Source organism: Kitasatospora sp. NPDC056076 (assembly GCF_042266305.1).
In the GTDB taxonomy this organism is placed as follows: domain Bacteria; phylum Actinomycetota; class Actinomycetes; order Streptomycetales; family Streptomycetaceae; genus Kitasatospora.
Genome location: NZ_JBHJWG010000013.1, coordinates 126,297 through 139,495 on the forward strand (window position 1 = coordinate 126,297; position 13,199 = coordinate 139,495).

The 13,199-nt window shown below is 72.5% G+C and carries 8 protein-coding genes; 6 read left to right on the top strand and 2 right to left on the bottom strand.

The genetic code is table 11. The annotated features are described in order from the left end of the window. Nucleotides 1–402: 402 nt before the first annotated feature. The gene (locus tag ACFC1T_RS13525; protein WP_375887701.1) at nucleotides 403–1,200 is read left to right on the top strand and encodes an HAD family hydrolase; all 798 of its coding nucleotides are present in this window, start codon (nucleotides 403–405) and stop codon (nucleotides 1,198–1,200) included. A 406-nt stretch (nucleotides 1,201–1,606) separates the two neighbouring features. Here the strand turns inward: ACFC1T_RS13525 and ACFC1T_RS13530 are convergent, their stop codons facing one another. Then, nucleotides 1,607–2,497: an oxidoreductase gene (locus tag ACFC1T_RS13530; RefSeq protein WP_375887596.1), complete on the bottom strand. Its 891-nt coding sequence runs from the start codon at nucleotides 2,495–2,497 to the stop codon at nucleotides 1,607–1,609. Nucleotides 2,498–2,715: 218 nt separating this feature from the next. On the opposite strand from ACFC1T_RS13530, the gene ACFC1T_RS13535 reads away from it, so the two are divergent. From ACFC1T_RS13535 to acs, 3 genes are all read left to right on the top strand, one after another. Continuing rightward, a complete protein-coding gene (locus ACFC1T_RS13535; RefSeq protein ID WP_375887599.1) occupies nucleotides 2,716–3,723 on the top strand; it encodes an ATP-binding protein in 1,008 nt (335 codons plus the stop codon). Nucleotides 3,724–4,249: 526 nt separating this feature from the next. Then, nucleotides 4,250–6,613 carry a SulP family inorganic anion transporter gene (locus tag ACFC1T_RS13540; RefSeq protein ID WP_375887601.1) on the top strand — a complete coding sequence of 788 codons (2,364 nt, stop codon included), beginning with the start codon at nucleotides 4,250–4,252 and terminating at the stop codon, nucleotides 6,611–6,613. A 471-nt stretch (nucleotides 6,614–7,084) separates the two neighbouring features. After that, complete coding sequence (acs, locus tag ACFC1T_RS13545) at nucleotides 7,085–9,052, top strand: acetate--CoA ligase (RefSeq protein WP_375887603.1); 1,968 nt, start codon at nucleotides 7,085–7,087, stop codon at nucleotides 9,050–9,052. A gap of 111 nt (nucleotides 9,053–9,163) precedes the next feature. Here the strand turns inward: acs and ACFC1T_RS13550 are convergent, their stop codons facing one another. Further along, complete coding sequence (locus tag ACFC1T_RS13550; protein ID WP_375887606.1) at nucleotides 9,164–10,606, bottom strand: serine hydrolase domain-containing protein; 1,443 nt, start codon at nucleotides 10,604–10,606, stop codon at nucleotides 9,164–9,166. Between the two features lie 377 nt (nucleotides 10,607–10,983). On the opposite strand from ACFC1T_RS13550, the gene nhaA reads away from it, so the two are divergent. Together nhaA and ACFC1T_RS13560 are read left to right on the top strand one after the other, a co-directional pair. Then, nucleotides 10,984–12,378 (top strand): Na+/H+ antiporter NhaA, encoded by a 1,395-nt coding sequence (gene nhaA, locus ACFC1T_RS13555; RefSeq protein WP_375887609.1) that lies wholly within the window; start codon nucleotides 10,984–10,986, stop codon nucleotides 12,376–12,378. Between the two features lie 282 nt (nucleotides 12,379–12,660). After that, on the top strand, nucleotides 12,661–13,137 hold the full coding sequence (locus ACFC1T_RS13560) for a phage holin family protein (RefSeq protein WP_375887612.1): 477 nt from the start codon (nucleotides 12,661–12,663) through the stop codon (nucleotides 13,135–13,137). Nucleotides 13,138–13,199: the final 62 nt, after the last annotated feature.

Below are 13,199 nucleotides of genomic sequence, written 5' to 3' on the forward strand. Positions count from 1 at the left end.
TGGACGGATCGAGCCGTCGACACCACCTGTACACCTCGGGAAGGACCGCGCGGAAGCCTGCGCGAAGGGCCTTCAAGCCCTGAAAATGGCCCCGGACGTGCGACGACCCCCGCCGGGGGGGAGAGCGGGGGTCGTCTATCCACAGCCCGACTCGGGGGGGAGGAGCCGGACCGGGTTAGCACGGTCGCGAACGATCCGTGACTTCCATGGTGTACCCGAGCGGCCAGAAACACAAACCCGCACGCCCACGAGTACACCGAATGGCGGGGTGTTTTGCGGCTCCCTCTATCCTCGGTTCCCGTGGACACCACCGAGAACGCCGACGACCACGCCGACGAGTCCCAGGGCGACCCCACCGGGCCCGAGGAGCCGAGCGCACCTGCCCGCCCCCAGCCGACCGGCCTGCGGACCGCCGCCTTCTTCGACCTCGACAAGACCATCATCGCCAAGTCGAGCGCGCTGGCGTTCAGCCGGCCTTTCTACCAGGGCGGCCTGATCAACCGTCGGGCCGTACTGCGCAGTGCGTACGCCCAGTTCGTCTTCCTGGCGGGCGGCGCGGACCACGACCAGATGGAGAAGATGCGCGAGTACCTCTCCGCGCTCACCCGGGGCTGGAACGTCCAGCAGGTCCGCGAGATCGTCGCCGAGACCCTGCACACCCTGATCGACCCGATCATCTACGACGAGGCCGCCTCACTGATCGAACAGCATCACGCGGCCGGCCGGGACGTGGTGATCGTCAGCAGCTCCGGCTCCGAGGTGGTCGAGCCGATCGGCGAACTGCTGGGCGCGGACCACGTGATCGCGACCCGGTTGAAGGTCGAGGACGGCTGCTACACCGGCGAGATCGAGTACTACGCCTACGCGGAGAACAAGGCCGCGGCGATCCGGGAGTTGGCCGGGACGGAGGGCTATGACCTCGCCGCGTCGTACGCCTACAGCGACTCCTCGACCGACCTGCCGCTGCTGGAGGCGGTCGGCCACCCCTCCGCCGTCAACCCCGACCGCGCGCTGCGCAAGGAGGCGCAGGCCCGGGAGTGGCCGGTGCTGGTCTTCGACCGGCCGGTGCAACTGCGACGGCGGGTGCCGGAGTTCTCCGCGCCGAGCGGTTCGGTGCTGACGGCCGTGGCGGTCGGGACGGCCGCGGTGACCGCCGGGGTGATCTGGTACCTGGCCCGCCGACGCCGCCCGGCCGCCTGAAGCGCCCACCGGAAGACCTTGATCCACCGCAATCCGGTGTGATCCAGCGGGAAAGTCTCGAAACGGGCAGATCAGCACAGACTTCCCGTTTCGGGTTCCCCTTTCGGCCGAAACGCGATACAAAGGAAGCACGGCCCGCGAGACCCGGTCAGGACCGAAGAGGTCAAACCGACAACGCAGTTCAGGCCCCACGGACCGCACGTACAGACATCCGAGCACCCACATGCAGCCGACCCGCTGTCGGGCCGCCGGACCAGACGAACGGGCAGGATCCCCGTCTGATCGGCACTTCCGGTGCATGCTTGGTCACCCGGCTGTCTGCACCAGCGGCGGCACCCAGCAGGATCAGGTGCCGCCGCATCTTCGTGCCCGCGGGGTTCGCGTCGCGCGGACTCTCCGCCCGGGTTCAGGCCATGCCGCGCTGCATCGCCTCGCAGACCGCCGTGCTCTCCCGCACCCCCAGTCGCAGCGCCCGCCCGCAGTGGGCGATCCAGGCCGCCATACCCTCGGACGTGCCCGCCAGGTAGCCCGCGAAGGCGCGCCGGTAGGCGTCGGTGCCCAGCTCGGCCAGGCCGACCTCGGTGGGGCAGATCGACTTCGGGTCGAGGCCCTCGGCGATCAGCACGATCCGCTGGGCGGCCCGCGCGATCATCCCGTTGTGGCTGCCGAACGGCCGCAGGGCGAGCAGTTCGCCGTGCACCACCGACGCGACCACCAGGGCCGGCGTCCCCACGCCATGCCCCTCCGCGCGGGCCACCAGCAGCCGGGAGAGCTGGTCCAGCCGGGCCGCGACCTCCTCCGCGCCCGGCGCGGGCGGCAGCACGGGCGTCGGCCCGACCGCGGCCTCGACCTCGACGCTCTCCACCGGTTCGAGCTCCAGCGGGAAGAGCTCCTCGGCCCCCTCCCCCGCCCGGCGCGGCCGGCCGGCGGCCGGGTCGGTGTCGCCGACCGCGAGCAGGTGCAGCCGGGCCAGCACCTGGAGCGGCGAGTGCCGCCAGACGCTGAGCAGCTGACCCGCCTCGGCCGTGATCCGCAGGGCCGCGCCGACCGTACGGGCCTCGGCGTCCGCGCTGAAATCGGTCCGCCGGCGGACCTCCTCCAGGGGCCAGTCGGCCCCGGCCACGGCCGCCGACGCGCGGGCGCCGCGCAGCGCGGACTCGGAGGTGACCTCGGCCGCGCGGCGGCGCATCACCCGGTGGCCGTAGAGCCGGTCGACGGCCTTGCGCACCTCGGCCACGGCGTCGGTCACCCCGGGGAGCTGGGCCAACGGGGCGAGGGGATCTGTTCCAGTGCTCACCTACCCGAGAGTAATGAACGGGCGGCCCCTCCCGGAACAGCAACCCCGCATCACCCGTTAGAGGCAATCCTCACTTCCCTCCCCCGGCGGACCCCAAACCCCGGCTAGCATGGCCACTATCGGAGACGATAACGATTTCCAGTTAGGGGCGCCCCCACACGCGCGCCCCTGAGCACGCGGCCCGCCCCCAGGGCCCAGAGCGAGAGCCGGAGCCCCAGATGAAGATCGCCTTCGTCGGCAAGGGCGGCAGCGGGAAGACCACGCTGTCCGCACTGTTCATCCGCCACCTGGCCGCCATCGGCCGACCGGTGATCGCCGTCGACGCCGACATCAACCAGCACCTCGGCCCCGCACTCGGCCTGACGGACGCTCATGCGGCCGCCCTGCCCTCCCTCGGCGCGCACCTGCCGGAGATCAAGGAGTACCTCCGGGGCAGCAACCCGCTGATCCGTTCGGCCGACGAGATGATCAAAACCACGCCGCCCGGGCACGGTTCGCGCCTGCTGCGGATCGTCGAGGAGAACCCGGTCTACGCCGCCTGCGCCCGCCCGATCGCGCTGGACGAGGGCTCGGTCCGGCTGCTGGCGACCGGCGCCTTCACCGAGGAGGACCTCGGGGTGGCCTGCTACCACTCCAAGGTCGGCGCGGTGGAACTGCTGCTCAACCACCTGCTGGACGGCCCGGACGAGTACCTGGTCACCGACATGACGGCCGGCTCGGACTCCTTCGCCTCCGGGCTGTTCACCCGCTTCGACCTCACCTTCCTGGTCGCCGAGCCCACCCGCAAGGGCGTCTCGGTCTACCGGCAGTACAAGGACTACGCCCGGGACTTCGGCGTGCAGCTGCGGGTGATCGGCAACAAGGTGCAGGGCCCGGACGACCTGGCGTTCCTGCGCCGCGAGGTAGGCGACGACCTGCTCACCACCTTCGGGCAGTCGGACTGGGTACGCCGACTGGAGCAGGGCGCCGAGCCGCCCTTGAGGTCGCTGGAGCCGGCCAACCGGGCCGTGCTGGAGCAGCTGCGGGTCGAGGCCGAAGCGGCGTACGGGCTGCGCGACGAGCACCGCTACACCGCGCAGGCGGTGCTCTTCCACCGGCGCAACGCGGAGAGTTGGGCCAACGCCAAGGTCGGCATCGACCTGGCGACCCAGGTGGACGAGGACTTCGTCCTCGGCGGAATCCCGAGCGGCCGTCCGAGCGGACTCCCGGCCGGAGCCCCCGTCTGACATCACCACGCGGTCCCGAGCACGGCACCGCCACCGACCGGACGGGCCGCGGCCTCCCCCTCACCCCGGGGGACGCCGCGGCCCGTTCGCCGTCCCGGCCCCACCCCTGGCCCCACCCCCGGCCGACGCCCCCGGCCGACGTCCCAGGGCCGCCCAAGGAGCGCCCAGGGACCGGCCCGAGCCTCCCACCAGCAGATTCCCGTCCGTTCGAACACCACCCAATGGGGTGAACCGGCGATTTTCCGCTTCCCTCCGAGAACAACGCTGTGCAAAGCTTTCATTACCCTCGGTTTACCGAGTCTTGATGGCCCGTTCCGACGGCCCTCGGCGAGACATCCCGCTCCTCGCCCTGGCCCCTGGCGGGCCCAGATGGTCGACGCCGGCCGGTGACACCCGCATTCCCCGCCGCGCCCACGCCATCCCGCCACACCGTCGCGACCCACGACAGCCGATCCGCCCCGGAGCCCCACCCCGGACTCACCACCGGACCTGACTGCGTTCGTTCCCCCGGACAGACGGGAAGACCATGACCCTCGACATCTCCAGCGCACCCATCGCCTCCGACACCACCGACCACGCGCCACCCGGCCCCGGCTCCCGGGCCCGGTGGGCCCAGGACCTCTCCGCCTCCGTGGTGGTCTTCCTGATCGCCGTGCCGTTCTCCCTCGGCATCGCGCTCGCCACCGGCGCCCCGCTCACCGCCGGGCTGGCAGCAGCGGCCGTGGGCGGCATCGTGGTCGGGCTGTGCGGCGGCACCCCGCTCATGGTCAGCGGCCCCTCAGCCGCGCTGACCGTGATCACCGCCGGACTGATCGCCCAGTACGGCTGGCGGGCCACCTGTGCCATCACCCTCGCCGCCGGACTGCTCCAACTCCTGCTCGGTGCACGCCGGGTGGCCCGGACGGCGCTCGCCGTCTCGCCCGCGATCGTGCACGGCATGCTGGCCGGGGTCGGGCTGACCATCGCCATCGCCCAGTTGCACGTCGTCCTCGGCGGCTCCCCGCAGAGCTCGGCGATCGCCAACCTGCTGGCGATGCCGGGGCAGTTGGCCGGTCCGCACCCACCCGCCCTGCTGGCCGGCTCGGTGACCGTGGCCGTGCTGCTGGGCTGGCCCAGGCTCGGCCGACTCCCGGGCCGCGCGGGCGAGTTCGGTGCCCGCCTCACCAAGGTGCCCGGCCCGCTGGCCGCCGTGGCCGTCGCCACCGCGCTCGCCCTCGCCCTGGACCTGCAGCTCGCCCACATCGAACTGCCCGCCTGGCAGCCGCACTCACTGGTGCCCGCGCTGCCGCACGGTTCGCTCGCCGGGGTGCTCGCCGCCGTCCTCACCGTCACCGCCGTCGCGAGCGTGGAGTCGCTGCTGTCCGCCGTGGCGGTGGACCGGATGTCCCAGCGCACCGGCGACCTCGACCGCGAGCTGCGCGGGCAGGGCCTCGCCAACCTGGTCAGCGGGCTGGTCGGCGGACTGCCGATCGCCGGCGGCGCCGTCCGCAGCACGGCCAACGTCCGGGCCGGCGGGCAGAGCCGGTGGGCCTCGGTCATGCACGGGGTCTGGGTGCTCACCGCCGCCCTGGCGCTGACCGGTGGGCTGCGCCGGATCCCGCTGGCCGCACTGGCCGCACTGGTGCTGGTGGTCGGGCTGCAGATGGTGAGCTTCGCGCACATCCGCAACGTGCACCGGCACCGCGAGTTCCCGGTCTACCTGACCACCCTGCTCGCCGTGGTGGCCTTCGGCGTGCTGTGGGGCGTCGGCCTCGGCGCGGCCACCGCCGTGCTGCTCGCGCTCTACCGGCTCACCCGGGCCCACGTGGACGTCGCGACCGGCCCCGACGGCTCGGTCACCGTCCAGACCCACGGCCCGCTCACCTTCACCGCCGTCCCCCGGCTGAGCCGGGCGCTGGCCGGGATCCCCAGGGGCGCCGAGGTCACCGTCGTGCACGACGGTTCCTTCCTGGACCACGCCGCCTACGAGACGCTGCACGACTGGCGGACGGGGTACCAGGCCGCGGGCGGTCAGGTCTCGCTGGTGACACGGCGCCAGGACGACGAGGTGCTCGACCCCGACGGCACCGTCCGCGCGGGCAGTTCGCCGGGCCCGCACCGCTGCCGGGCCTGGACGCCGTGGGGCGGCCACCACTGCATCGAGCAGCAGGAGGACCCGCACGGCCGGCTGCTGGACGGCGTCCGGGTGTTCCAGCAGCACACCGCCCCGCTGGTCAGGCCCGAACTCGCCCGGCTGGCCCGGGAGGGGCAGACGCCGTCCCAGCTCTTCCTGACCTGCGCGGACTCCCGGATGGTGACCAGCATGATCACCAACAGCGGGCCGGGCGACCTCTTCACCGTCCGGAACGTCGGCAACCTGGTGCCGGCCCCGTTCGAGCCCGGTGCGGCCGACGACTCGGTGGCCGCCGCGGTGCAGTACGCGGTCGAGGCGCTGGAGGTGCGCTCGATCACGATCTGCGGCCACTCCGGCTGCGGCGCGATGAAGGCCCTGCTGGACGGAGTGCACGAGCGCCCCGGGTCGCCCACCCCGCTGACCCGCTGGCTGCGCAACGGTCGCGGCTCGCTGGACCGGCTCCGCCGGGCCCCGGCCGAGTTCGCCGACCGGCCGGTGGTGGACCTCGCGGAGCAGCTCTGCATCACCAACGTGGTGCAGCAGTTGGACCAGCTGATGGCGAACCCCGCGGTGGAGCGCCGGGTCGAGGAGGGCACCCTGCGCCTGGTCGGCATGTACTTCGACTTCGCCACCGCTCAGGCCTACGTCCTGGACCGCGCCGCCGGGACGTTCAGCCCGGTCGAGGCCCGGCCGGAGGGCGATTCGGCCGAACGGGTGAGAAACGACGCCCGGATTCCGGCCGCCGGCAGTGAGGAGGGGCCCCAGCTGGCTGCCTGAGAGCCGGGTCCGTGTCTCCGCCGGGCGGGCCGGGACACGGGCCCTCCGACCGCCGTACGGCCTGCCGCCTCCGGGCAGCGGGCCGTACGGCGGTCGTGCCGCAGTCGTGCCGAGTCGTGCCGCGGCCGGGCTGCGGTCGGGCTGCGGTCGAGCCGTGATCGGGCTGCGGTCGAACCGACATCGAGCCGGGATCGCCGCCGAGGCCACCACCATGACCGTCACCACCGTCGCGACGGGCATCATGATCACCGTCGTGACCGGCACCACAGTCATGGGATCGTCGTACCAGGATCGGCCCACCGTACGGCGGATCCGGCGATCGACCGTTCGACGATCGGTCAAAGGTCTACACCAATTGCAAGGAGCCTCTTGTCAACTGGCCCGTTCGCCTGGTGAGCTGTGCGCTGGGACACACGGGACAATCCCCACGCACGGGATCGCCCCAGATCATGACTCGATGAGGAGTGCGCGTTGAGCAACGAGAGCCTGGCCAACCTGCTCAAGGAGGAGCGGCGTTTCGCCCCGCCGGCAGAGCTCGCCGCAGCGGCCAACGTCACCGCGGCCGCGTACGCCCAGGCCTCCGAGGACCGTCTGGGCTTCTGGGCCGAGCAGGCCCGTCGCCTGAGCTGGGCCGTCGAGCCGACCGAGACGCTCGACTGGTCCAACCCGCCCTTCGCCAAGTGGTTCGCCGACGGCAAGCTCAACGTGGCCTACAACTGCGTCGACCGCCACGTCGAGAACGGCCTCGGCGACCGGGTCGCCATCCACTTCGAGGGCGAGCCCGGCGACAGCCGCTCGATCACCTACGCGCAGCTCAAGGACGAGGTCTCGCAGGCCGCCAACGCGCTGCTGGAGCTCGGCGTCCGCAAGGGCGACCGGGTCGCCGTGTACCTCCCGATGATCGCCGAGGCGGTCGTCGCGATGCTCGCCTGCGCCCGGATCGGCGCCACCCACTCGGTGGTCTTCGGCGGCTTCTCCGCCGACGCCGTCGCCTCCCGCATCCAGGACGCCCAGGCCAAGCTCGTCATCACCGCCGACGGCGGCTACCGCCGCGGCAAGCCCTCCGCGCTCAAGCCGGCCATCGACGAGGCGCTCACCAAGGTCGACGGTGTCGAGCACGTCCTGGTGATCCGCCGCACCGAGCAGGAGATCGCCTGGACCGAGGGCCGCGACGTCTGGTGGCACGAGATCACGGCGCGTCAGTCCACCGAGCACGCCCCCGAGGCGCACGAGGCCGAGCACCCGCTGTTCATCCTCTACACCTCGGGCACCACCGGTAAGCCCAAGGGCATCCTGCACACCTCGGGCGGTTACCTCACCCAGGCCAGCTACACCCACCACGCGGTCTTCGACCTCAAGCCGGAGACCGACGTCTACTGGTGCACCGCCGACATCGGCTGGGTCACCGGCCACTCGTACATCGTCTACGGCCCGCTCTCCAACGGCGCCACCCAGGTCATCTACGAGGGCACCCCGGACACCCCGCACCAGGGCCGGTTCTGGGAGATCGTCCAGAAGTACGGCGTGACGATCCTCTACACCGCGCCGACCGCGATCCGCACGTTCATGAAGTGGGGCGACGACATCCCCGCGAAGTTCGACCTGTCCTCGCTGCGGGTGCTGGGCAGCGTCGGCGAGCCGATCAACCCCGAGGCGTGGGTCTGGTACCGCGAGCACATCGGCGGCGGCAAGGCCCCCATCGTCGACACCTGGTGGCAGACCGAGACCGGCGCCATGATGATCAGCCCGCTGCCTGGCGTCACCGAGACCAAGCCGGGCTCGGCCCAGCGCGCCCTGCCGGGCATCGCGGCCACCGTGGTGGACGACGAGGCCAGGGAGGTCCCGAACGGCTCCGGCGGCTACCTGGTGCTCACCGAGCCGTGGCCGTCCATGCTCCGCACCATCTGGGGCGACGACCAGCGCTACATCGACACCTACTGGTCGCGCTTCGAGGGCCGCTACTTCGCCGGTGACGGCGCCAAGAAGGACGAGGACGGCGACATCTGGCTGCTCGGCCGGGTCGACGACGTCATGCTGGTCTCGGGCCACAACATCTCCACCACCGAGGTCGAGTCGGCCCTGGTCGGCCACCCGACCGTGGCGGAGTCCGCCGTGGTGGGCGCCGCCGACCCGACCACCGGCCAGGCCATCGTCGCGTTCGTGATCCTGCGCGGCGGCGTCACCGAGACCCCCGAGCTGGTCGAGGAGCTGCGCGCCCACGTCGGCCGCACGCTCGGCCCGATCGCCAAGCCGAAGCAGATCAAGGTCGTCGGCGAGCTGCCGAAGACCCGTTCCGGCAAGATCATGCGCCGTCTGCTGCGCGACATCGCCGAGGGCCGCGAGGTCGGTGACACCACCACCCTCGCCGACAGCACGGTGATGAGCCAGATCCAGGCCCAGCTGCCGCCGCACGGCGACGGCAACAGCAACAACGGCTGACCGAGGCGTCAGAAGCCTTTCAGCAGCCATACGGAGCGGGGCCCCGGGCGGTGCGTGACCACCACCCGGGGCCCCGCCGTCACGTCGTCACAGCATCAGGCCGTCACAGCGTCACGTCGTCACGTCGTACGGGGCTCGCCCCTCCACCACTGCGGTACCGATCGCCGTGCCGCGCTGGGCGGCCAGGGTGCGCAGGGTCTCGTAGGCGCCCTGGACGATGCCCCGGCCGCGCAGGACCCGCACTCCCGTCCATGCTCCGGCCAGCACCGCCAGCCCGACCTGGGCCCGCGGACTGAACCCGACGAAGGTGCTGAACCCCCGGGTCGACCCGACCTGGAACACCAGCTCCTCGGCGCCCTCCCCCGCGGTCGGCACCCCCACCGCGTCGACCGCGGCCAGTTCGCCGACCGAGCCGACCGAGCCGATCGCACCGGCCTCGCCGCCGGCGCCGTCCGCGCCGCCCCCACCCAGCACACCACTCGGCACACCGCCCGGACCCCACTGGTTCCAGCCCACGCAGAGCCGGGTACCGCCCCGGCGCCGCCCCACCCTCGGCCGACGGACCTCGCCGAGCGCCGTGCGCAGCGCCGCCGCGTCGGCCCGCTCGGGCAGCGGGACAGCGTCCAGCGACAGGTGGGCCTGGAGGTAGCGGAGCATGTCGTCCGCGGTGGAGCGCAGTGCCGAGGCGCCCGGCAGGGCGGGCAGCCGGAAGGACGGCACCCGTCGGCCGCGCCGGTACCCGCTGACGTCCTCCCGGCCGGGGCCGCTGGAGGTGTCCAGCAGGCCGAGCGGCCCGCAGACCCGGGTGGCCAGCAGGTCGTCGTAGCGCTGTCCGGCCGCGTTGGCCAGCAGCAGTCCGAGCAGCCCGGAGCCGAGGTTGGAGTACCGCACCTGGGTGCCCGGGGTGCCCCGGACGGGGGTCCGTGACAGTGCGTCGAGCAGGTGGGTCGGCCCGAACGTGGCGTACGGGCGGGTGAACCACCGGGGTGCCGCGGCCGGCAGCAGGCCGACCGGCAGTCGGGGCAGGCCGGAGGTGTGGGTGGCCAGGTGGAGCAGGGTGATCGGCCGCTCGTGCGGGTAGCCGGGGACGGCGTTCGCGGGGAGGTAGCGGTCGATCGGGTCGTCGTAGCGGACCTCACCGCGGGCGGCCATCTCGGCGAGCAGCAGTCCGGTGAAGGTCTTGGTCACGGACCCGAGCTCGAAGCGGGTGTCGGCCCGGACCGGGTGGCGGCCGGAGCGGTCGGAGTGCCCCCGGCAGGCGACCGTCCGCTCGTTGCCGCGGATCACCACGACGGCGACGCCGCCGTCCGGTCCGGCGGAGCGGAACAGCGGACGGAGCAGCCGGTCGAGGTCCGCCGGGACGTCCTCGGCGGCCTCCGCACGGCACTTCGGGCCGAACTCCGGGCCGAACTCCGGGCCGAACTCCGGGGCGAACTCCGGGGCGAACTCCGGACGAGGGTCCGGGTGGAGCACCCGGCCGGGATGCCGGTCGGCGTCGGCGGGCTCACCGGGTAAGAGGGGCGGTTGGGGCAGGGTGGTGCCACCACCGGACATGGTCGTGCCTCCAGCAGAAACAGCGGGAACAGCAGGAACAGCGGGAACAGCTAGAACAGCGGGAACCGAAGGGCTGCGCACCGGCCCGGATCGGGCGGGCGCCTGCGATCGACCTTAGGGAGCCATTCACCCGACTGCACTCGGCCTGGGCCGTTCGGGTACCGGTCCGCTGCTCCTCGGGAGTGCAGTAGCGGCCCCCAGGGCTTAAGTCATTTACTAGGACAATCCGGATGTCACCCGAACGTCCCGCTAGACTGTTAAGGACGCATCAAGGCCCTTGACAGGATCCGCGGGCGTCACAGGGCGCGCCGGGAAGTCTGGTCGGCAACTGCACCACCCGTGCATCCGTTTGCCGCTCCCAGCCCCAGGAGGTCCCCGTGACCGACCAGCCGCCCGCCCACGAGCCGACGACCCGCCGCCGGCAGTTCCTCGGCCGGCTGTCGCTGCCCGAGCGCACCTTCGTCACCAACGCCCTGCGCACCGAGACGGTCGGCGGGATGCTGCTGCTGGCCGCCGCCGTGGTCGCGCTGATCTGGGCCAACGTCTGGCCGAACGCGTACGAGAGCGTGCTCGACCACCGGATCGGCCCCTCCGCTCCGCTCCACCTCGACCTCACCCTGGCCAACTGGGCCAAGGACGGCCTGCTGACGGTCTTCTTCTTCGTGGCCGGCATCGAGCTCAAGCGCGAGTTCGTCGCGGGCGAGCTGCGCACCCCGAGCGCCGCGCTGCTGCCGGTGATCGCCGCCGTCTGCGGCGTCGCCCTGCCCGCGATCCTGTTCGCCCTGGTCAACTCCGGCAGCGGCGGCCACCCCGGCGGCTGGGCCATCCCGACCGCCACCGACATCGCCTTCGCCCTCGGGGTGCTGGCCGTGGTCGGCAGTCACCTGCCCTCCGCGCTGCGCGCCTTCCTGCTGACCCTGGCCGTGGTCGACGACCTGATCGCGATCCTGATCATCGCGGTCTTCTACAGCTCCGGGATCAAGTTCTGGGCGCTCGGCCTGGCCTTCGCCGGTCTGGTGCTGTTCTGGTTCCTGCACCGGCGCGGGGTGAAGGGCTGGTACCTGTTCGTGCCGCTGGCCCTCGTGGTCTGGGCGCTGATGCACGAGAGCGGCGTCCACGCCACCGTCGCCGGTGTCGCGATGGGCCTGATGCTGCGCTGCCACCGGGAGGGCGACGAGCAGCACTCCCCCGGCGAGCACATCGAGCACCTGGTCCGCCCGCTCTCGGCCGGACTGGCCGTCCCGGTGTTCGCGCTGTTCGCGGCCGGGGTGACGATCTCCGGCCCGGCCCTGCGCGAGGTGTTCACCCAGGCCGCGCCGCTCGGCATCGTGATCGGCCTGCTGGTCGGCAAGACGGTGGGCATATTCGGCGGCACCTGGCTGGCCGCCCGGTTCACCCGGGCCGAGCTGAACCCCCAGCTCAAGTGGGCCGACCTGTTCGCCGTCTCGGTGCTCGCCGGGATCGGCTTCACCGTCTCGCTGCTGATCAGCGAACTGGCGTTCCCGGACGACCTGGCGCTGGCCGACCGCTCCAAGACGGCCGTCCTGGTCGGCTCGCTGCTCTGCGCGGTGGTCGCCACCGTGCTGCTCAAGCTGCGCAACCGGCACTACCGCGCCCTGTGCGAGGAGGAGGACCGGGACGAGGACGGCGACGGCATCCCGGACGTCTACCAGCAGGACGATCCGGCCTGGCGGGCCCGGACCGCCGACCGGGCGGCGCTCGCCGAGGCACCCCGGCCCCGGCCGGGCGAAGGTCCCGGCAGCGACCGCTGAGCCCCACCGAGGGGCCCCGCACCGCGCTGCACCCCGCGTCGCACCGCGCGTCGCACCGCACCGCACTCCACCCCGCACCGCACCCCGCGCCGCACCCCGCGGCCGCCTTCCGAAGCCAGGACACGTCCCTCCGGCGGGGCCCCGGAGTGGTGTCCGACTGACCGGTAGGGGCATGATTCTGAGCTGTCGACACACCACTGACGCCTCCGGATCCCCCACCGGCCCCGGAAACCGCGCCCCGCGACGGCGTCACGCCGCAACAGCCGCAGAGGAGAACCGCTGATGCCCACAGGAGCCGCAGACCCGTCCAGCAACGGCCGGGCGCCCTACGAGGGCGAGCGTTCGGTGGGGCAGCTGTTCGCGGCGGCCACCGCCGACCTGAGCGCACTCGTCCACGACGAGATCGCGCTCGCCAAGTCCGAGATCAAGGCGGACGTCAAGCGCGGCGTCGCCGGCGGTGTCTCGGGCGCCGTCGCCGCCGTGGTGCTGCTGTTCTCCGTTCCGATGCTGAGCGCCGCGTTCGCCTTCGGCATCCACGCGCTGGGCCTGTCGCTCGGCTGGTCCTTCCTCATCGTGGCAGCCGCCTACTGGGTGCTCGCCGCCGTCCTCTTCCTGCTGGCGGGGCGCTTCTTCAAGAAGATCCAGAAGCCGGAGCGCACCATCGAGGGCGCCCAGAAGACCGCCGAGGTGCTGAGGAACGCCCGGCCGCGCCCGGCCACCCAGGAGGAGATCGACCGGGGCCTGGGCCGCATCCCGTAACCGCCCCCGCCCGTACGTGCCCGGACCCGCCCGCAGCGAGTGCCGGGCACGTGTCCTTCGCA

What these genes read in the sequence shown, in the direction of transcription:
- ACFC1T_RS13535 (WP_375887599.1), top strand. Translation starts at nt 2,716, where the DNA reads ATGAAGATCGCCTTCGTCGGCAAGGGCGGCAGCGGGAAGACCACGCTG.
- ACFC1T_RS13540 (WP_375887601.1), top strand. Translation starts at nt 4,250, where the DNA reads ATGACCCTCGACATCTCCAGCGCACCCATCGCCTCCGACACCACCGAC.
- ACFC1T_RS13550 (WP_375887606.1), bottom strand. Translation starts at nt 10,606, where the DNA reads ATGTCCGGTGGTGGCACCACCCTGCCCCAACCGCCCCTCTTACCCGGT.
- ACFC1T_RS13560 (WP_375887612.1), top strand. Translation starts at nt 12,661, where the DNA reads ATGCCCACAGGAGCCGCAGACCCGTCCAGCAACGGCCGGGCGCCCTAC.